This window comes from Crossiella sp. SN42, assembly GCF_023897065.1.
Taxonomy (GTDB): Bacteria; Actinomycetota; Actinomycetes; order Mycobacteriales; family Pseudonocardiaceae; genus Crossiella.
Genome location: NZ_JAMHIV010000022.1, coordinates 111,492 through 130,297, shown reverse-complemented (window position 1 = coordinate 130,297; position 18,806 = coordinate 111,492). Strand labels below are relative to the sequence as shown.

The following is an 18,806-nucleotide window of genomic DNA, read 5'->3' as shown; positions in this document are numbered from 1 at the left end:
TCCTATCCCTTGACCGAACCGGCGGCCATGCCCGCCACGATGAGCCGCTGGAAGATGAGCACCAGCACCAGCGGGGGCAGCACGGCGAGCACACCGGAGGCGGCCATCACGGTGAACTGGGTGTTGAGGTCGGTGGCGAAGTTGGCCGCGATCACCGGCATGGTCTTGGCCGCGGTGGTGCTGGTGAGGAACAGCGCGAACATGAACTCGTTCCAGGCGGTCATGAAGGAGAACACCGCGGCGGCGACCAGTCCGGGCGCGGAGATCGGCAGCACCACCGACCAGATGGTGCGCAACCACCCGCAGCGGTCGACCCTGGCCGCGTCCTCCAGTTCCCTTGGCACCGCGCGGAAGAAGTCCTTGAGCACCCAGATGGTCACCGGCAGCGCGAAGGTGGTGTAGGACAGGATCAGCGCCCAGTAGGTGTCCAGCAGGTCCAGCTGCCGCATCAGCAGGTAGAACGGCACGATGATGGCCACCCCCGGCACCATCCTGGTGACCAGGTACAGGACCAGCAGGACCCGGCTGCCGCGGAAGCGGATGCGGGAGAAGGAGTAGGCGGCGAAGACCGCGAGCAGCAGGTTGAGCAGCGCGGTCAGCGTGGCCACCAGCAGGCTGTTGCCCAGCGCGAACGGGGTCTCCTTCACCGCACGCGAGCCGACCAGGGCCTGCGCGGCGGTGGGATCGACGAAGGCGCGGTAGTTCTCCAGGGTCGGATGTTCCGGGATCCACTGCGGGGGCAGGGAGTTCGCCTCGGCCTCGGTCATGAAGCTCATCGCGACGATCCAGTAGAACGGCAGCACCAGGTAGGCGGCGAAGACCAGGGCCAGCACGGAGACCAGGATCTTGCGCCACGGGATCCGGTGGCGGAGCGGGACTCTGGTCATACCTCGAAGCTCCCTCGCCGGTAGAGCAGCCCGACGTAGCCGACCGAGATCACCATGGTGATCAGCGTGATCACCCAGGCGTAGGCGCTGCCCAGGCCGACGTCGGTGTAGCCGAGCACGCGTTGCACGGTGAGCAGGGCGACGGTGCCGGTGGCATCGCCAGGTCCGCCGCCGGTGAGCACGTAGATGGTGTCGAAGGCGCGGAAGGCGTTCATCGTCTCCAGGATGAGCACGATGAGCAGCGGGTGCAGCAGCCAGGGCAGGGTGACCTCGCGGAAGCGCTGCCAGGGCCCGGCCCGGTCCACCGTGGCCGCGTCGTAGAGCTCGCCGGGGATGGTGGACAGCCCGGCCAGCAGGATGATCACCGCGAACGGCAGGGTGTTCCAGACCTGGGCGAAGGCGGTGAGCAGGAACGCGCCGGTGGCCGAGGACAGCCAGGCCTGGTACTCCTCGATCCAGCCGAGGTCGGTGAGCAGTCCGTTGAGCGCGCCGGTCTTGGCGTCGAAGACGGTGCGCCACATGAGTCCGTTGACCACACCGGGCATCGCCCAGGGCAGCAGCACCAGGCTGCGCAGCACACCCCGGCCGAAGAAGGTCTCGTTGAGCACCAAGGCCATGGCCAGGCCGAGCAGCACGGTGGCGCCGACCACGGTGAGCACGAACAGCGCGGAGACCGCCAGCGAGCGCAGGAACGCGGGATCGTCCACAAGGGACAGATAGTTGTCCAGGCCGATGAACTTGCGCACCGAGGGCTGGGCCAGGTTGTCCCGGTGCAGGCTCACCCAGAACGAGTAGCCGATCGGGTAGGCCACCAGCAGCAGCAGGGCCAGCAGCGCCGGGGCGTTCATGGCGTAGCCGCGGGCGGTGTCGCTCCAGGGCTTGCGGCTCACGAGTACCTCCGGGCGAGCAGGCCCGCGCTGTCATCCAGTGCGGTGGCCGCCTCGGCGGCGTCGCTCTGGTCGGTGAGCAGCCGCTGCATGGTCTTCTGCATGCCGTGCTCGTACTCGGCGTACCAGGGCACGGAGAGCACGTTGCGGGACTTGGCGATCGCGGCAAGTCCGGAGTAGACGGCGGGGTCCGTGAAGCGGGCCAGCTCGGCGGTGATCTCCGGATCCCGTTCCAGGGCGCGGAAGGCGAAGCCGAGACCGCGTTTGAGGAACCAGAACCGGGCGGTGACCGGCACCCCATGCTCGTTGTAGCCGCCGAGGTAGCGCAGCAGCCGGTAGGCCTGCTCCTTGACCTGGGTGTGCGCGGCCAGGCAGTACATCCGGGTGTTGCCCACGGTGCCCAGCCGCCGCCCGTCCAGGCTGGGCACGTAACCGAGCTCAGCCCGCCCGGCGATCTTGGAGCGGGCCGGGTCGTTGTAGGCGCGCACGGCGTAGCGGGCGCCGATGGTGAAGGCGTACTGCCCGGCCATGAACGCGTTGTCCAGCGGCACCGGGGTCTGTTGCAGGGAGGCGGGGTCGATGACCTTGCTGACGGTGGCCGCGCGCCGCACCCAGTCCAGCACCGCGCGCACCGCCGGATCGCGGGCGGCGTTGGGCCGCAGGTCGTCGGTGAACGGGGTGCCGCCGCTGGCGTAGAGCAGCGACCAGGTCCAGCTGGCCCAGGTGTCGGAGAGCTGGGCGGGAAAACCGATGGGGTAGCGCAGGATCCCGGCCTGTTTGATCCGCAGGGCCTGGGCTTCCAGCTCGCCCAGGCTGGCCGGTGGCGTGTTGATCCCGGCCTTGGCGAGCAGTTCGGCGTTGTAGAGCAGGCCGTGCGAGTCGGTGTAGTAGGGCAGCCCGTAGCGCTTTCCCTGGTAGGTCAAGGCTTTCGCGTTCGACTCGTACAGCCCCTGGTACACCTCGTCCACGCCGGGCAGGCCGTCCAGGGGTTGCAGGTAGCCGGCCTCCGCCCAGCTGGCCAGGGAGTCGTCGTAGCAGTACAGCGCGTCCGGCCCGTTGTCTCCGGTGAACTCGGCGACCACCTTGCGCACGTACTGCGAGCTGGTGATCGGCGTGTACTCGATCCGCAGGTCCGGGTTGGCCCGGCCGAAGCTGTCCAGGTTCTGCTGCACCAGACTCGCCTCGTAGTCCCAGCCCTCGAAGCGGACCGCGCCGGTGCGCGCGCGGGTCCCGCCGCAGGCGCCGAGCAGGGGTAGCGCGGCGGCCGCGGTGAGCAGGGTGCGGCGGGAGGTCCCCATCACGACTCCCTTCCCCGGACCGCCTCGACCGCCGCCGCGATGGCCAGCCGGTACAGCCGGGTCGGGCGGCCCTTGCGGTGGTTCTGCGCGGTGCCGTCGGAGTGGACCAGCCCGGAGGCGAGCAGCTTGCGGATCAGCCTGCGGCCGCTGGGATCGGTGATGCCCAGCGAGTCGGCCAGGTCGCTGGGCGCGATCGCCTTGCCGTGCAAGGTCTTCTCCAGCGCGGCCAGCCGCGACAGGGTGACCGTGCTGAGCCCGGCGCCGCGGGCCAGGGCCTCCAGCTCGGCGGTGTGCGCCCGGTAGGCGAAGGCCAGCGCGGGCTGGGACCGGCCCATCGGCCCGATGATCACGCCGCTGTCCTCGATGAGGTAGCCGCAGGAGACGCCCTCGGCCTCGGCGCGGGCGGCGGCGCGTTCGGCCAGCAGCACGCAGTTGCGGGCCGAGGCGCCGACCCCGAACCCGGCCACCACCCGGAAACCCAGCGCGGCCTCGGCGTGCGCGAGGACGGGCACCGACACCCAGTGGTCGGTGATCCGCTCGAACAGCGCGTGGTGGGCGAAGACCACCACGCCGCGCCGGTCCCGGTTCTCGATCCAGGCGTCGGCGAAGTCGCTGGTCTGCACCAGCAGGTTGAGCAGCCGCACCCGGGCCCGATCCAGGTCCACCGCACCGTCCCTTGTGGACAGAAGGAAGACCCCGGCGGCGAAGCGCTGGGCGTTGGCCCGCTCGGACTCGATGCGCAGCACCAGCTCGTGCAGCCGGGCCCGGATGGTGGAGACCACCTGGTCAGTGGTGACCAGCCGGGTCCCGCCCAGTTCGCGGGCCACCGCGGTGCGCAGGGTCAGCACACAGGCCCCTGGCTCCTTGTCCTGGAACTCGCGGTGGAAGGCGGTGATCTCGGCGGCGGAACTGGTGGTGGCGTAGGGCAGCACGGCGATCCGGTCGCGGTCGGCGCCGAGCGCGGCGGCGACCTCGTCCACGGTCTCGGTGTCGAAGGTGTCGATGCTGGCCGGGGTGAGCGGCCAGCCGCGGGCCTGGGCGCGACAGAACATCAGCGCCAGGTCGAGTGCGACCGGTTTGGTGACCGCGATCTGGAGCTCGGGCGGCAGCAGGTCGCGGCATTCGGTGTAGGGCACCAGGCCCAGCAGCAGGCCGTCGATGTGCCGGCTGGCCAGCAGTTGCGCGACCGCGGGCCGGATCTCGGCCTCCCGCTGGTAGGTGACCCATTCCAGGCGGACCCCGGCGAGGGTGCCCGCGGCCGCGCGGAAGGCCGCCAGCCCGTGGGCGTGGAAGACCAGCCCCAGCACCGTTTCCATGACCCACCTCGCCGCCGGTGTTCCGCACCAGGTTCGTAAATGGTTCGTTTGTCGCGGTGGCCAGAGCGTAGCCAGCCGGACGCGGACGGCGACAGCGCCGATCGAGGGGTTGCCCGGCCACTCGTTCGGTTGATCTTGGCGGTCAGGGCGGGCCGGATCGGGGTGGCGGCCCTACCTTCCGGGCATGTCGCTCACCGTGCTCGCGCAAGACCGCCCCGACGACACCCTGGACCGGATCCTCGGGGTCGTCTTCGGCGTCACCGGCGGGATCCTCGGGATCCTGTACCTGCTGCTGTTCATCTTCGCGCTGATCTCGATCCTGCGGCACCAGCGGCTGACCGGCGGCGGCAAGTTCCTGTGGATCGTGGTCGCGCTGGCCTACCCGTTCCTGGGCAGCCTGGGCTGGTTCATCTTCGGCCGCTCGGCCAAGCTGGTGAAGCAGGGCGGCTACACCGGTTAGTCAGCGGCGGCGGGGAGTCAGCCGGACCGCCGGCAGGGCCGGGGCCGGGATGCGCTCCCCGTGGTGCGCCGCGATCACGCCGAAGCGCGCCGGACTGGGGGACTCCCAGGCTTCGCGGGCGGCGGCGATGTCCTCGTGCGTGCGGCCGACGAAGTTCCACCACATCACCAGGTCATCCGGGAACGGCACGCCGCCGAGCAGCACCAGCCGCGCGCCCTCGGCGCTGTCGATCTCCAGGTGCTCGCGGTCCAGGCCGAGGTAGAGCAGCGGCCCCGCGGCCAGTTCCACGCCGTCGACGCGCACTGTGCCGTCGATGACCAGCACGGCGTGCTCGAAGTCCGGGCGCAGCGGCAGTCCGCCGCCGCCGGGCGCGAGGGTGACCTCGGCCCCCACCAGCTCGGTGTAGGTGGTCGCGGGCGAGCGCACGCCACCGAGTTCGCCCATGAACACCACCGCCTCGGCGCCGTCGCCGGTGTACCGCGGCAGGTCGAGGTGCTGCTCGAAGTGCGGGGCCACCTCGGCGCTGGCGGCGGGCAGCGCGACCCAGAGCTGGAGCGCGTGCAGCAGCGGGTCGGCGCCGACGGAGAACTCCGAGTGCGCGATGCCGTGCCCCGCGGTCATCAGGTTGAGCTGGCCGGGGCGCAGCACCACGTCGGAGCCGACGGTGTCCCGGTGCCGGATCTCCCCGGCCAGGGGCCAGGTGACGGTCTGCAGCCCGGTGTGCGGGTGCGGCAGCACGGTCATCTCCAGCCGCTGCGGGCCGAACTCGTCCAGGAAGCACCAGGCGCCCACGGTGGAGCGGGCCCGCTGCGGCAGCACCCGGCGCACCCGCATCGCGCGCAGCCCGCCCAGCGGCACCTCCCTGGCCGCCAGGAGCTCGGTCACCGCCCCGGGTCCGGCGTGGCAGGGGGTGACCTCGGGGGTGGCGTCCAGGTTGCTCATCACGCCTGCCCGGGCCGGGCCACCCGGCCGCTGAAGTCGGGGTGGCGGCGCAGGTAGCGGTCGATGAACGGGCACAGCGGCACGATCTCCCGGTCCCGTTCCGCCGCCTCGGCCAGCGCCCGCTCGGCCAGCACGCTGCCCAGGCCCCGGCCGCCGAAGGCGTCGAAGACCTCGGTGTGGGTGAAGGAGGTCCGCCCGTCCCGTTCCTCGTACGCGGCGAACCCGGCGAGCTCGCCGTCCACGGTCAGCTCGTACCGGTTCACCTGTTCCGCCCGGTGCACCTCGACAGCTGCGTCCTGCTCGGCCATACCCCCGACGCTAACCAGCCCTAGTTTCCATGTCAACCAGATCGGTATAGTGGTCACCATGGCGGGTGATCGGTGGTTGAACGAGCAGCAACAGCAGGCCTGGCGCGGCTTCATGGCCATGCAGACCCGGCTGCAGTCGCACCTGGCCCGCGAGCTGCAACGGCAGAGCGGCCTCTCCGACGCCGACTACGCGGTGCTGGTCGGCCTGTCCGAGGCGCCCCAGGGCAGGTTACGCCTCAACGAGCTCGGCTACGAGCTGCGCTGGCAGAAGAGCAGGCTGTCCAAGCAGATCAGCCGGATGCAGGAGCGCGGCCTGGTGCTGCGCGAGGAGTGCCCCACCGACGGCCGCGGCGCCTTCGCCACTCTCACCGCCAAGGGCAGGGCCACCATCGAGGCCGCCGCGCCGCTGCACGTGCGGGAGGTGCGCCACTACTTCGCCGAGGCGCTGACCCCGGCCCAGCTGAGCGCGCTGACCGAGATCTCCGCCGCGGTGCTGGCCCGCCTGGCCGAGGCCGAACCCCCGCCGGCCTGAGGCTCAGCCCAGCTCGGCCAGCTTCGGGGCCAGCGGCACGCACCGCCGCTCGATCCACTCCGCCGGGCTGCCCTGCCCCGGCGGCACCAGGATCACCGTGCTGATGCCCAGCTCGGCGTAGACCGCCAGGTCCTTGGCAGCCTGGTCCAGGTCGCCGTCGTTGAGGGCCTCGCTGCGGTAGAGCATGGTGCGCTGGACCTCCGCGGGGTCCCGGCCCAGGTCGGCGCAGTGCGCGTCCAGCACGGAGAGCTTGTGCGCGACCTCCTCCGGCGAGGTGGCGAACAGGTTGCAGGCGTCGGCGTACTGGGCGACCAGGCGCAGCGTCTTGCGCTCGCCGCCACCGCCGATGAGCACCTTCGGCCGAGGGGAACTCATCGCAGGCGGGGAGTTCAGCGTCTCGGCCAGCTGGAAGTGCCTGCCCTCGAACGGCCCGTTGTCCGCCGGGTCCCACATCTGGCGGCAGATCCGCAGCGTCTCCTCCAGCCGCTCGAACCGCTCCGCGGTGCTCGGGTACGGCACGCCGAGGCCCCGGTGCTCGCGGTCGTACCAGGCGGCGCCGATGCCGAGGAAGGCCCGGCCGCCGGAGAGCACGTCCAGGGTGGTGACGATCTTGGCGAGCAGCCCGGGGTGCCGGTAGGTGACCCCGGTGACCAGCAGGCCCAGCCGGGTCGAGGTAGTGTGCGCGGCCAGGAAGCCGAGGGTGGTGTAGCCCTCCAGCATCGGGTGCTCGGCGCGGCCGTTCTGCTCCATCTGGAAGTAGTGGTCCATCACCGAGAGGGTCTCCGCGCCCGCGGCCTCGGCGGCCCGCCCGGTGGCGGCCAGCTCGGCGGCGAGCCCGGCCGGGTCCTCGGGGTGGTTGAAGGTGGTGAGGTGGATGCCCAGTCGCATGCCCTCGACGCTAGACCTTGGAGCGCACTCCAGGTCAAGTCCACAATGGACTGCACCACCCGGCTGGCAACCAACCGTTCTGTTGACAAGGCGACGGCAGGCTGTTTCCCTGCGCCCGTGGCACGCGATGCGGAACAGACCAAGAAACGCCTCCTGGACGCGGCGATCGCCGAGTTCGCCGCCTACGGCATCGCGGGCGCCAGGGTGGACCGGATCGCCGAGCAGGCCAAGGCCAACAAGGCGATGATCTACTCCTACTTCGGCAACAAGGAGCAGCTCTTCGACGCCGCCTACGACCTGCTGGTCACCGGCACCGTGGACGCGGTCCCGATCGACCCCGACGACCTGCCCGGCTACGCGGGCCGCCTCTTCGACCGGTTCTGGCAGTCCCCCGAGGTGGTCCGCCTCTCCGCCTGGCACCGCCTGGAACGCGGCGCGGAGGGCCCGCTGCCCGAACAGGTGCTGCGCGCGCACCGGGACAAGATCGCCGCCATCGCCGCCGCCCAGGCCGACGGCAGGCTGCCCGGCCACATCCCGGCGGCCGGGCTGCTGAGCCTGGTGCTGGTGCTGGCGACCATGTGGACCGCGGGCAACCCGGACGCCGCCTCGACCCGGTTCGTCACCACCAAGAAGGCCCGGCGGGAGACGGTGACCGAAGCCGTCCGGCAGCTGACCCGCCTCTAAGTGATCAAGCGCTAGTCCGAATGCGCAGGCAGCCGCCTGCGAGAGCGCTTCCACGAAACCCTTGACACGGATGTCAGCCGCCGGTGAGGATCGGCGCGGCTTTCCCAGGCCCGCGCCGTAACACTCCGCAACTTCCGCCTCAAGGAACGGATCGTTCATGGCAAGAAGATCGTCGGTTGGCTCTCGCGCCTGTCGGATCGGACTGGCCGTGCTGCTCGGGGTCAGCATGGCCGGCGGCATCGCCGGCGCCGCGCCGGAGCCCGCGGCCGCCGCAGGAACCAAGCAGCCCGTGGTCGGCAAGCCCGACCTCGGCTGGGACGGCTGCGCCCGCGTCCAGGACAAGCTGCCCGCCTTCGCCGACTGGCCCAAGGTCAAGAGCAACATCGGGCGCAACGCCGCGGACGAGCGGCGGATCGCGAAGATGGTCGCCGAGATGACGCTGGCGGAGAAGGTCGGCCAGATGACTCAGCCGGAGATCGCCGCGATCACCCCGGCCGAGGTCAAGGAGTACGGCATCGGCACCGTGCTCAACGGCGGCGGGTCCTGGCCCGGCAAGAACAAGCACGCCACCGTCAAGGAGTGGCTGGACCTGGCCGACGCCTACTGGCAGGCCTCCAAGTCCTCCCGCACCAAGATCCCGGTGATCTGGGGCATCGACGCGGTGCACGGCAACAACAACGTCTTCGGCACCACCGTCTTCCCGCACAACATCGGCCTCGGCGCCGCGCAGGACCCGTGCCTGGTCCGCGACATCGGCGCGGCCACCGCCGAGCAGGTGCGCGCCACCGGCCAGGACTGGGCGTTCGCGCCGACCCTCGCGGTGGTCAAGGACGACCGCTGGGGCCGCACCTACGAGGGCTTCTCCGAGGACCCGCGGATCACCCGCGCCTACGGCTACGAGGCCACCAGGGGCTTGCAGGGCGACAACCCGCGCGGCATCGGCTCCGACGGGGTGATCGCCACCGCCAAGCACTTCATCGGCGACGGCGGCACCATCAAGGGCAAGGACCAGGGCGTCAACGCCTCGACCAAGGCCGACATGATCAACACCCACGGTCAGGGCTACTACGGTTCGCTGGCCGCGGGCGCGCAGAGCGTGATGATCTCGTTCAACAGCTGGACGAACGAGGAGCTCGGCATCAAGGAGGGCAAGCTCCACGGCTCCAGGCTGATGGTGGCGGAGGTCCTGAAGAACAAGATGGGCTTCGACGGCCTGGTGGTCTCGGACTGGAACGGCCACGGCCAGGTCGAGGGCTGCACCAACGCCAGTTGTGCGCGGGCGGTGAACGCGGGCATCGACGTGTTCATGGTGCCGCACGACTGGAAGGCCTTCATCGCCAACACCATCGCCCAGGTCAACAGCGGCGAGATCCCGATGGCGCGCATCGACGACGCGGTCACCCGGATCCTGCGGGTCAAGCTGCGCTCGGGCCTGTTCGAGGCGAAGAAGCCGTCGGAGCGTGAGCACGCGGGCAAGGCCGATGCCAAGCGCGCCAAGGAGATCGCCCGCGAGGCGGTGCGCAAGTCGCAGGTGCTGCTGAAGAACGACAAGCGCGTGCTGCCGCTCTCGCCGCGGTCGAAGGTGCTGGTGGTCGGCAAGAGCGCGGACAGCATGCAGAACCAGACCGGCGGCTGGACGCTGACCTGGCAGGGCACCGGCAACACCAACGCCGACTTCCCCCACGGCACCACCATCCTCGGCGGGCTCAAGGGCGCGCTGGGCGAGGCGAACGTGACCTTCAGCGAGAAGGCCGACAACGTCGACCCGTCGAAGTTCGACGCGGTCATCGCGGTCATCGGCGAGACCCCGTATGCCGAGGGCACCGGTGACATCGGCAAGCGTTCCCTGGAGGCGGCCAAGCTGTTCCCGGAGGACCTGGCCGTGCTGGACAAGGTCGCGGGCAAGGGCGCGCCGGTGGTGACGGTCTACGTCGCCGGCCGTCCGCTGCACGTGAACAAGGAGCTCAACCGCTCCGAGGCGTTCGTGGCGGCCTGGCTGCCGGGCACCGAGGGCGCGGGCGTGGCGGACATGCTGGTGCGCGGCAGGCACACCGGTCTGGGCTACCAGGGCAAGCTGTCCTACTCCTGGCCGAAGGCGGCCTGCCAGACGCCGCTGAATGCCGAGCAGAAGGACTACGACCCGCTGTTCAGGTACGGCTACGGCCTGCGTTCCTGGGAGACCGGCAACGTCGGCAAGCTGGATGAGAGCTCGCCGGAGAGCTGCTCCCCGCCCGGTGGCGGCACCGCGGAAGAGGACCTGGAAGTGTTCGTGCGCAAGGACATCGCGCCGTTCAAGGGCTACCTCGGGTCGCCGGAGAACTGGGGCGGCACCGAGATCGGCCCGGACGGCACGGCCGCGCACGCCTCGATCGCGGTGGAGCCGACCGATGTCAGCGTGCAGGGCGACGGGCTCAAGACCACCTGGAACGGCACCGCGCCCGGCCAGCTGTACATGCAGGCCCCAGCACCCGGTGAGGACCTGCGCGGGTACGGCAACGCCAACGGCGCGCTGGTCTTCGACGTTATCGTGGGCAAGGCCCCGGCCAGCCGCACGGTGATCTCCACCCACTGCGGCTACCCCTGCCAGGGCGAGGTGGCCGCGACCAAGCTGTTCACCGACCTGCCGGCAGGTCAGAAGCAGACGGTGAAGATCCCGGTGTCCTGTTTCGCGGAGAAGGGCCTGGACCTGGAGGCGGTCAACACGCCGTTCCTGGTCTACACCGAGGGCGCGTTCCAGGCTTCCTTCGCCAACGTGCGCTGGGTGCCCAAGGCGGCCGGTGATCCGGACGCCCGCAAGTGCGGTGATCTCACCTAGCACCAACGGATATCGCGGAGCCCCGCCTGCCGACCGGTAGGCGGGGCTTCGTCGTCCCGGCTACTCCGGCAGTTCCCCGGCCGGCTCACCGCTGCCGGTCAGTGGGCATCCGATCAGCGCGGTGCGGTGCCCACGTGCAGGTGCACCACTCCCCCGGTCAGCGGCCGCCAGGCCACCCGTTCCCAGCCCGCCGCGGTGAGCTGCTCGCCGAGCCGGGGCGGGCTGTGCCAGGCCTGGATGGACTCGGCGAGGTAGCGGTAGGCCTCGGGGTTGGTGCTGACCCTGCGGGCGATCAGCGGCACCACGTGCCGCAGGTAGGCGGTGAACAGCGCGCCGTTGAGCGGTGTCGGCGGGATGCTGAACTCGCAGACCACCAGTCGGCCGCCGGGCCGGGTGACCGCGAGCATCTCGCGCAGCGCGGCGGCCACATCGCCGATGTTGCGCAGCCCGAAGGAGATGGTCACCGCGTCGAAGCTGTCCCTGGCGAAGGGCAGCGCATGCGCGTCGGCGGCGACCCGGGGCAGGTCCGGATGCCGCCGCCCGGCCACCCCGAGCATGCCCAGGGACAGGTCGCAGGCCACCGCGTGCGCGCCGGTGGCGGCCAGGGCCGCGGTGGAGGTGCCGGTGCCGGCGGCCACGTCCAGCACCCGCCTGCCCGGACCGGCATTGGCCGCCGCGGCCATCTCCCGGCCCCAGGCGTCCATCCGGCCCCACCACAGGCGGGCGCGGGTGCGGTCGTAGCCGTCGGCGACCTGGTCGAACATGGCCGACACCTGGCTGGTCTGCTTGTCGAGGTTCGCGCGCACCATGGCCACCAGCATGCCAGTGGCGGCCCCGCGCCTAGATCACGCCCGCGCGGCCCCCCGGCTGGCCCCGGGCGCCTCCGGCTCCACAACCGCCGCCGAACCGGCCTCCGCCACCGCCGCCGAACCGGCCTCCGGCGCGGCCCCGCGCCCGGTCACCGCGGCCACCGCGACGGCGGCCAGCAACCCGAACACCGCGAACATGTAGAACCCCCACGGGTAGGCGATCCCGGCCGAGACCAGCCAGCCGCCCAGCAGCGGCCCGGTGATGCCGCCGATCCGGCCCATGCCCGCGGTCCAGCCCAGTCCGGTGGCGCGCGCGTGCGGCGGGTAGATGTGCTGGGTGTAGGCGTAGATCAGCACCTGCGCGCTGAAGACGAAACACCCGGCCAGGAACACCACCAGGTAGAGCCCCAGCGTCGGCATCCGCAGGCTGAACAGCGCCAGGAACACCGCCGCGCCCAGGAACCAGCCGATCACCGCCTTGCGCACCCCGGTCCGGTCGGCGACCCGGCCGGCGATGAGCAGTCCGACCACCGCGCCGACGTTGAGGGTGAGCAGCAGCCCGAGCGCGTCACCGAGCGGATACCCGGCCTGGCGCATGATCTGCGGCAGCCAGGTGTTGAGCCCGTAGACCAGCACCAGCCCGAGGAAGGTGCTGACCCAGAACGCGATGGTGGCCCGCAACAGCTTGCCCTGGAACAGCGAGCGCACCGCGTTGCCCGCCGCGGCGGCGGTCGACCCGGCCGCGGCCCGGGCCCGCTCGAAACTGGCCGACTCGGGCAGGTACCGCACCATCAACGGCACCAGCACCAACGCGGGCAGCGCCCCCGCGACGAACATCGCCCGCCACCCCAGCTGCGGGATCAGCAGCAGCCCCAGCAGGGAGGTCAGCACCGCCCCGGCGTGGTAGCCGGTCATCACCAGCGTGGTCGCGCTGCTGGCCCGCCCCCGCTCGGCGTTGGTCTCCGCGACCAGGCTGATCGCGGTTGGCAGGCACCCGCCGAGCCCCAGCCCGGCCAGGAACCGCAACGCGCCGAAGATCAGCGCCGAGGGCGCGAACGCGCACAACAGGGTGCACAGCGAGAAGATCGCCACCGACAGGATGAGCGTCTTGCGCCGCCCGATGACGTCGGTGACGGTGCCGATGGCCAGCGCGCCGATCATCATCCCGACCAGCCCGGCGGTGGAGACGGCCGCGCCGGTGCCCGCGGTCAGGCCCCAGACTTGCTCGCCGAGCAGCACGGGTAGCACGACACCCAGGACCACCAGGTCGAACCCGTCCAGCAGGACCGCGGTCCAGCAGAGGGGTTGCACCCATTTGCCGTGCGGGTTTCCAGTCTGCGTCACGGGGGCTCCTTCGCCAGGCCGTCCGAGGGTTGGGCAAGCCTAGGAACGCGGATAGAGCGGCTACCACGGTAGTCTTCCACTCACCGGAAAACCCCAGCCCACCCCCGCCACTTTTTCTCTAGCAGATCCTGCGGAGTCCACAATGGACGATCAACCGCCACGCTCGGTCACCCTGCGTGCCTTCACCCTGCTCGCCACCTTCACCCCAGCCCATCCTCGCCAAACCCTCTCCGAGATGTCCCGCCGAGCCGGCCTCCCCCTGGCCACCACGCACCGCCTGCTCCGCGACCTGACCGACTGGGGCGCGATCACCAAGGACCCCGACGGCGGCTACCGGATAGGCCTGCGCCTGTGGGAGCTGGGCATGCTCACCCCCGCCGTCAACCGCCTCCGCGAAGCAGCCCTGCCGTTCATGCAGGAGCTCTACGAAACCACCCGCGAAAACATCCACCTGGCCGTCCGAGCCGGCGACGAGGCCCTGTACGTAGACCGCCTCAGCGGCCACCGCTCAGTGCCGATCATCTCCAGAGCAGGCAGCCGCCTCCCCCTGCACGCCACCGGAGTGGGCAAGATCCTGCTGGCAAACCAGGACCCGGACTTCATCCACCGCTTCTGCACCACGGCCCCGGCCAGATGCACCAAGTACACCATCGTCGAACCAGGCCGCCTGCTCCGCGAACTCAGCGAGGTCCGCCGCCGCGGCTACGCCCTGACCTCCGAGGAGATGACCCTGGGCACCTGCTCGGTGGCCGTCCCCGTCCGCGACACCGACGGAACAGTCCTCGCCGCCCTGGGCATGGTCCTGCACACGGTACGAGCCGACCTGGCCAAACAAGCCCCCGCCCTGCACACCGCGGCCCAGGGCATCGAACGAAGGCTGGCGGCCGGCGAAGAAGACTGGACCTAGCGTCCACCACAGGCGTCATACCCCCATTGAGTCCTGTGCCCAGCTGGCACCGCCACTCACGAACGAGCGAACTCCCAGCCCCCAACTCGCCCCCTGCCTGCCCCCACCTCACGCCCCACTCCCCCAGCCCGCGAACCCTTCTTCGGCACACGAACGCTTCCCCAACCTCTACCAGACTCACCCCAACACAGCACCTGACCACCGCAAACAACGGCTCACAGCCCAAGACCGGAGACCGCCAGAACACAACCAGCCACCCAAGATCAAGACGGAAAGCAACCTTTTCGCCCCGAAAAGCGTTCCGCAGAGGAAGCGGAGGCGCGGGCGGGGAAACAAGCGGGCCAGCCACGGCCCACCCGGCCCCCAACCAGACCAAGCCAGCCCAGCCACTCGCCCCAGCCCAGCCGAGCCCCCAGACGGCCACCCCGGCCTCGCCTGGCGCGACCGGGTCAGCGGCCCGGTGCGATGTGGCCGCCTCCGCAGGACAACCGGGCGACCCAGGCGATCGTGTTGGCCGCGGCGGGCAGCTGGACGGTCCTGGCGCGCGGATAGGCGCGGCACGCGACCTGGTCAGCCTGACGCTCCGAGCGCGCGGGGAGCCACGCGGCCAGGCGGGCGTCGGGCGTCGGGCGTCGGGCGTCGGGCGTCGGGCGTCGGGCGTCGGGCGTCGGGCGTCGGGCGCACACCAGCGATCAGGAGCGGCCCGCGCAAGTGCCTTGCCCGTTGCCGCCCCGGCGAGCAAAGCGGCAGCGCCGCGGACCTGGCGACAGCGGCGGCAACGGTGGAGAGCGCCGGAGGCCAACGAGGGCGTCGACGAATGAGCCGCCGCGAGCGCCGGCCGCGGGATGGGATCGCGCCCGTCGAGCCGTCAGCCGGGAGCGACGGGCACCAACGCAACCGGCAGCGGCTGGCAGCGCTAACCGGCAGCGGGCCGGCTGGGCGCGTCCGAGGCGGAGGTGACGGCATCCGCCCCCAACTGGCCACACGAACGGGCGAAATCGAGCGGCCACAAGGACATCTCCGACGCTGACCGACGAGCGCGACCGCAGCCAGGCAACGGACGCGCTCACGGCGGATTTCGCTTGCGGCAGAAGCGTCTCGCGCCGCCAGAGCCCACCGCCGCCCTGCCCACGGCGGCACGCGACACAAGCGCAACGAGAGCCCCGGCCCGAGCCCGTCAGCAACCGACACCGGCACCGGCTCGGTGCTGGCGACGGGCGAACCGGCAACCGGCAACCGGCAACCGGCAACCGGCAACCGGCAACCGGCGGAAGACAAGCGGAAGCGACCATCCCTTGTGGACAGTCACCCCGACCCAGCGGGCGGCTCGGCCGATGCCGGAGTGGTCCGGCACCAGCCAACGCCGCACGGCTTCGCCGGGGCCAGTGGCCGGATGACCGGCAGGTGGCCCCAACGGGTGAACCTGATGTGCTTGATGTGCTGGGTGACCCGATCGGGGTAGTCCTGCGCCCCCGGGTCGCGGCCTGAGGAAGATCAGGTGATCTTGGCGCGACCGCTAGCGTCCTCGGCGACTCGAATGCCCGTCGAGGGGAAGTTCCCGACCCGCCAACGGGTCAGGGCTGGTGGATCAGGACCTCACCGAGTTGGCGTCGGCCTCGGCGCGCAGGACTTCGTCCAGGCGTTCAAGGAACAGCTCGAAGCTGATCTCCGGCGGGAGGACGTCGTCCTCGCCGGTCAGCTCCACCTGCGGAAACTCGTCGACGGGCAGATCGACGCGGTCATCTACCGGCTGCGCTGGCTCGCGATCGAGCGCGAACAGGTCCTGCTGCCCAGTGGTGTTGTTGGACGGTTCGGTGACCGTGGCCTGACTCCCGTTCGCACTTGCCGGGCCGTGCGCGATGCGTGGCATCGCGGCCCGCCAGGTGACCTTCGAACTGGTGATACGGCTTCGCCGAACCGGGTGCGGCGTGAACACGAACGTCTCCGTTCTGGCCAGTTGAGAAGTACCCCCACAGAGAGGGTAACGAATCGGAGAAGAATACTGCTAATAGGACTCGGCCACTCGACTTCCGGTGGGTTGCCGCGAGCCGGTTCTGCCGGTCGCACCCGTCATGATCAGCAACTTTCGCCCTCGCTGGAGCAGCGGCGTTGCCGTTGGCGCGCAGACGCGAGCGCCGTTGCGAAGCCGTGCTGAGGCGTTCGTCACCGCACTTTCCGAAACGGTCGCGGTACGGAAAAGGCGGTACACCGAAGCACCCGTTCGGCCCAACGAAGTTGTGCGTTCTCCGGACACCCGCGCGGATATCGACGACGAGGACCGCCGGCCGGGGAGCGACCGGCCGACCGCCGGCGCGGCCGCCGCGAGACAGTCCCAGCGCCGACAGTGTCCACAATGGACAGACGGCTCGGCGCCACGGATTCGAGCCCGATTTGTTCCGTTTGTGGCGCACAAGCGCGGCGACCCCGAGTGTGCAGACCGCCCTGCAACTCGTGTTGACACACCCATTAGCGTGACTGCCATCACTCGTTCGCGAGCGGTGGTTGTACAGGTAAATCGCCTGGTAGCAGGGGGCAGGACACGTGAACAGGAATGCGCTCGCCGGAGGGGTGCGGGGTGGCGCGGCGATGGTGGGGCAGGTCCACGGGGGCGTGCACTTCCACGGGGCCGCCGGGGCCTCGACCGCGGAGCCGCGCTGGCCGAGGCGGTACGGGGTGGTGCCGCCGCGGGCGGACTGCTTCCAGCCGCGCGCGGAGGGCACCCGGCTGGCCGAACTGACCGAGCCGACGGGCGGGAACGCGACCGCGAGCGGGGATGGGCCTGACACCGAGAACGCGACCGGGAGCGGAAACAAGCCTGGGCCTGGTGCCGAGGACGCCACCGAGCGCGGGAACAAGCCTGGGTCTGGTGCCGGGAACGCGACTGCGCGCGGGCACGGGTCAGCTGCCGGGAGCGGAAACGAGCCTGGTGCCGATCATGGCCACGCGACCGCGGTGGTGCTCTCCGGTCCCGCCGGGGCCGGCAAGACCCAGCTCGTCGCCGACCACGTCCGCCGCCTCTCCGGCGACCTGGACCTGCTCGTCTGGGTGACCGCGAACTCCCGCGAGGCGGTGATCGCCGCCTACGCCTCTGCCTACGCCGACCTGACCGGCTTCGGCGGTGGCGCGGAGCTCGCCGCGGAACGCTTCCTCGCCTGGCTGGCGCACGCGCCGCAGCGCTGGCTGGTGGTCCTGGACGACGTCCGCGCGCCCGCCGACCTCAACGGGCTGTGGCCGCCAGGCCCGGTGCTGGCCACCACCCGCCGACGGGACGCGGCACTGCGCGGCGCGGGACGCCGGATCCTGGACGTCGGGCTGTTCAGCGCCGCCGAATCGGCCGCCTACCTGGCCGCGAAGTTCGCCGGGACCCCGCGCCTACTAACCGGCGCGGACGGCCTCGCCGAGGACCTCGGCCGGCTGCCGCTGGCGTTGGCGCAGGCCAGCGCGTACATCATCGACCAGGACCTGACCTGCGCGCAGTACCGCGCGCGGCTGGCCGACCGGCGGCGGCGACTGGACTCGCTGCTGCCGGAGCGGGACGCGCTGCCCGATGAGCACCTGGCCACGGTCGCCGCGGCCTGGTCGCTGTCGGTCGAGCGCGCCGACCGGCTGGAACCGGCGGGGCTGGCCCGGCCGCTGCTGACCGTGGCCAGCGTGCTGGACCCCAACGGGGCGCCGGAGGCGGTGTTCACCAGCCCGGCCGTGCTCGAGCACCTCGGCGAGATCGTCGGCAGGCCGGTGGACGCCGAGCAGGCGCGCACCGCGCTGCGTGGGCTGCACCGGATGAACCTGGTGACCCACGATCCCGGCACGCCGCACCGCGCGGTCCGGGTGCACACGCTGGTGCAGCGGGCCGCGCGGGAGGAGCTGGGCGATCGCCTGCCCTGCTGGGCGAAGCTGGTCGCGGACGCGCTGCGCCAGGTGTGGCCGCCGGTGGAGAAGGACCTGCCGCTGGTGCGGGCGCTGCGGGCGAACACCGCGGCGCTGCACCGGCACACCGCCGACCAGCGCTGGACCGCCGAGCACGAGCTGCTCTTCCACGCGGGCAACAGCCTCGGTGAGAGCGGGCAGGTCGCCGCGGCCACCCGCTGGTTCCACCGGCTGCACCGGCTCACCCGGCAGCTGGTCGGCGCGGATCACCCGAGCACGTTGACCGCGCGGCACAACGCGGCCTACTGGCGCGGCGAGACCGGTGACGCCGCGGGCGCGGTGCGGGAGCTGGAGCGGGTGCTCGCCGACCAGGAACGGGTGCTCGGGCCACACCATCCGCACGCCCTGACCACCCGGCACAACCTCGCCCGCTGGCGCGGCCACGCCGGTGAGCACGCGCGCACCGTGCCCGAACTGGAAGCGGTGCTGCGCGAGCAGGTGCGGGTCCTCGGCGCGCGCCACCCGGACACCCTGACCACCCGGCACGACCTGGCCCGCTGGCGCGGCGCGACCGGCGATGCCGCGACCGCGGTGACCGAGCTGGAACGGCTGCTGCGGGACCAGATCTTCGCCCTCGGCCCCTGGCATCCGAACACGCTGACCACGCGGCACAACCTGGCGCGCTGGCGCGGTCACGCCGGTGATCCGGCGGCGGCGGTGACCGAACTGGCCAGGGTGCTCGACGACCAGGTGCGGGTGCTGGGGCCGTGGCATCCGAACATCCTGATCACCTGCCACAACCTGGTGCACTGGCGGATGGTCCTGGACGGCACGGCCGAGCCCTGAGCTCCTCTGCCGCGCG

The 18,806-nt window shown here is 71.3% G+C and carries 16 protein-coding genes; 6 read left to right on the top strand and 10 right to left on the bottom strand.

Annotated elements, in window-relative coordinates; genetic code table 11:
- Positions 1-2: 2 nt before the first annotated feature.
- Genes M8C13_RS25915 through M8C13_RS25900 form a run of 4 tightly spaced genes read right to left on the bottom strand, consistent with a single transcriptional unit; the run spans position 3 to position 4,388 of the window.
- Positions 3-887 (bottom strand): carbohydrate ABC transporter permease, encoded by an 885-nt coding sequence (locus M8C13_RS25915; RefSeq protein ID WP_252483300.1) that lies wholly within the window; start codon positions 885-887, stop codon positions 3-5.
- Positions 884-1,777 (bottom strand): carbohydrate ABC transporter permease, encoded by an 894-nt coding sequence (locus M8C13_RS25910; RefSeq protein ID WP_252483299.1) that lies wholly within the window; start codon positions 1,775-1,777, stop codon positions 884-886. Before M8C13_RS25910 ends, M8C13_RS25915 begins: the two co-directional genes overlap by 4 nt.
- Positions 1,774-3,072, bottom strand: a complete 1,299-nt coding sequence (locus M8C13_RS25905; RefSeq protein WP_252483298.1) for an extracellular solute-binding protein — start codon at positions 3,070-3,072, stop codon at positions 1,774-1,776. The genes M8C13_RS25910 and M8C13_RS25905 overlap by 4 nt, the downstream gene beginning before the upstream one ends.
- Positions 3,072-4,388, bottom strand: coding sequence for a hypothetical protein (locus M8C13_RS25900; RefSeq protein ID WP_252483297.1), 1,317 nt, complete (start codon positions 4,386-4,388; stop codon positions 3,072-3,074). The genes M8C13_RS25905 and M8C13_RS25900 overlap by 1 nt, the downstream gene beginning before the upstream one ends.
- 184 nt (positions 4,389-4,572) lie before the next feature.
- Here M8C13_RS25900 and M8C13_RS25895 point away from each other — a divergent pair, with 184 nt between their 5' ends.
- A complete protein-coding gene (locus M8C13_RS25895; RefSeq protein WP_252483296.1) occupies positions 4,573-4,848 on the top strand; it encodes a PLD nuclease N-terminal domain-containing protein in 276 nt (91 codons plus the stop codon).
- Here M8C13_RS25895 and M8C13_RS25890 read toward each other — a convergent pair whose 3' ends face one another.
- Both M8C13_RS25890 and M8C13_RS25885 read right to left on the bottom strand, forming a co-directional pair.
- The gene (locus tag M8C13_RS25890) at positions 4,849-5,790 is read right to left on the bottom strand and encodes a pirin family protein (RefSeq protein ID WP_252483295.1); all 942 of its coding nucleotides are present in this window, start codon (positions 5,788-5,790) and stop codon (positions 4,849-4,851) included.
- On the bottom strand, positions 5,790-6,098 hold the full coding sequence (locus M8C13_RS25885) for a GNAT family N-acetyltransferase (RefSeq protein WP_252483294.1): 309 nt from the start codon (positions 6,096-6,098) through the stop codon (positions 5,790-5,792). Before M8C13_RS25885 ends, M8C13_RS25890 begins: the two co-directional genes overlap by 1 nt.
- A gap of 58 nt (positions 6,099-6,156) precedes the next feature.
- Between M8C13_RS25885 and M8C13_RS25880 the strand changes: the two genes are divergently transcribed.
- The gene (locus M8C13_RS25880; protein ID WP_252483293.1) at positions 6,157-6,630 is read left to right on the top strand and encodes a MarR family winged helix-turn-helix transcriptional regulator; all 474 of its coding nucleotides are present in this window, start codon (positions 6,157-6,159) and stop codon (positions 6,628-6,630) included.
- A 3-nt stretch (positions 6,631-6,633) separates the two neighbouring features.
- Here M8C13_RS25880 and M8C13_RS25875 read toward each other — a convergent pair whose 3' ends face one another.
- The gene (locus M8C13_RS25875; RefSeq protein WP_252483292.1) at positions 6,634-7,518 is read right to left on the bottom strand and encodes an LLM class F420-dependent oxidoreductase; all 885 of its coding nucleotides are present in this window, start codon (positions 7,516-7,518) and stop codon (positions 6,634-6,636) included.
- A gap of 117 nt (positions 7,519-7,635) precedes the next feature.
- Here M8C13_RS25875 and M8C13_RS25870 point away from each other — a divergent pair, with 117 nt between their 5' ends.
- Both M8C13_RS25870 and M8C13_RS25865 read left to right on the top strand, forming a co-directional pair.
- A complete protein-coding gene (locus M8C13_RS25870) occupies positions 7,636-8,202 on the top strand; it encodes a TetR family transcriptional regulator (RefSeq protein WP_252483291.1) in 567 nt (188 codons plus the stop codon).
- 157 nt (positions 8,203-8,359) lie between these two features.
- Complete coding sequence (locus tag M8C13_RS25865; protein ID WP_374213146.1) at positions 8,360-11,017, top strand: exo 1,3/1,4-beta-D-glucan glucohydrolase; 2,658 nt, start codon at positions 8,360-8,362, stop codon at positions 11,015-11,017.
- Between the two features lie 113 nt (positions 11,018-11,130).
- On the opposite strand, the gene M8C13_RS25860 is transcribed toward M8C13_RS25865, so the two are convergent.
- Positions 11,131-11,826, bottom strand: a complete 696-nt coding sequence (locus M8C13_RS25860) for a ubiquinone/menaquinone biosynthesis methyltransferase (protein WP_252483290.1) — start codon at positions 11,824-11,826, stop codon at positions 11,131-11,133.
- 36 nt (positions 11,827-11,862) lie between these two features.
- Positions 11,863-13,170, bottom strand: a complete 1,308-nt coding sequence (locus tag M8C13_RS25855) for an aromatic acid/H+ symport family MFS transporter (RefSeq protein ID WP_252483289.1) — start codon at positions 13,168-13,170, stop codon at positions 11,863-11,865.
- 142 nt (positions 13,171-13,312) lie between these two features.
- Here M8C13_RS25855 and M8C13_RS25850 point away from each other — a divergent pair, with 142 nt between their 5' ends.
- Positions 13,313-14,077, top strand: coding sequence for an IclR family transcriptional regulator (locus M8C13_RS25850; RefSeq protein WP_252483288.1), 765 nt, complete (start codon positions 13,313-13,315; stop codon positions 14,075-14,077).
- 1,588 nt (positions 14,078-15,665) lie between these two features.
- Here the strand turns inward: M8C13_RS25850 and M8C13_RS25845 are convergent.
- A complete protein-coding gene (locus M8C13_RS25845; RefSeq protein ID WP_252483287.1) occupies positions 15,666-16,013 on the bottom strand; it encodes a hypothetical protein in 348 nt (115 codons plus the stop codon).
- 1,016 nt (positions 16,014-17,029) lie between these two features.
- On the opposite strand from M8C13_RS25845, the gene M8C13_RS45540 reads away from it, so the two are divergent.
- Positions 17,030-18,790 carry a tetratricopeptide repeat protein gene (locus M8C13_RS45540; protein ID WP_308202864.1) on the top strand — a complete coding sequence of 587 codons (1,761 nt, stop codon included), beginning with the start codon at positions 17,030-17,032 and terminating at the stop codon, positions 18,788-18,790.
- The last annotated feature ends 16 nt before the right edge of the window (positions 18,791-18,806 follow it).

Bases quoted from the DNA above. Each gene is read 5' to 3' on its own strand.
- M8C13_RS25915 (WP_252483300.1), bottom strand. From the start codon at position 887: ATGACCAGAGTCCCGCTCCGCCACCGGATCCCGTGGCGCAAGATCCTG.
- M8C13_RS25905 (WP_252483298.1), bottom strand. From the start codon at position 3,072: ATGGGGACCTCCCGCCGCACCCTGCTCACCGCGGCCGCCGCGCTACCC.
- M8C13_RS25900 (WP_252483297.1), bottom strand. From the start codon at position 4,388: ATGGAAACGGTGCTGGGGCTGGTCTTCCACGCCCACGGGCTGGCGGCC.
- M8C13_RS25895 (WP_252483296.1), top strand. From the start codon at position 4,573: ATGTCGCTCACCGTGCTCGCGCAAGACCGCCCCGACGACACCCTGGAC.
- M8C13_RS25890 (WP_252483295.1), bottom strand. From the start codon at position 5,790: ATGAGCAACCTGGACGCCACCCCCGAGGTCACCCCCTGCCACGCCGGA.
- M8C13_RS25885 (WP_252483294.1), bottom strand. From the start codon at position 6,098: ATGGCCGAGCAGGACGCAGCTGTCGAGGTGCACCGGGCGGAACAGGTG.
- M8C13_RS25880 (WP_252483293.1), top strand. From the start codon at position 6,157: ATGGCGGGTGATCGGTGGTTGAACGAGCAGCAACAGCAGGCCTGGCGC.
- M8C13_RS25875 (WP_252483292.1), bottom strand. From the start codon at position 7,518: ATGCGACTGGGCATCCACCTCACCACCTTCAACCACCCCGAGGACCCG.
- M8C13_RS25865 (WP_374213146.1), top strand. From the start codon at position 8,360: ATGGCAAGAAGATCGTCGGTTGGCTCTCGCGCCTGTCGGATCGGACTG.
- M8C13_RS25860 (WP_252483290.1), bottom strand. From the start codon at position 11,826: ATGGTGCGCGCGAACCTCGACAAGCAGACCAGCCAGGTGTCGGCCATG.
- M8C13_RS25850 (WP_252483288.1), top strand. From the start codon at position 13,313: ATGGACGATCAACCGCCACGCTCGGTCACCCTGCGTGCCTTCACCCTG.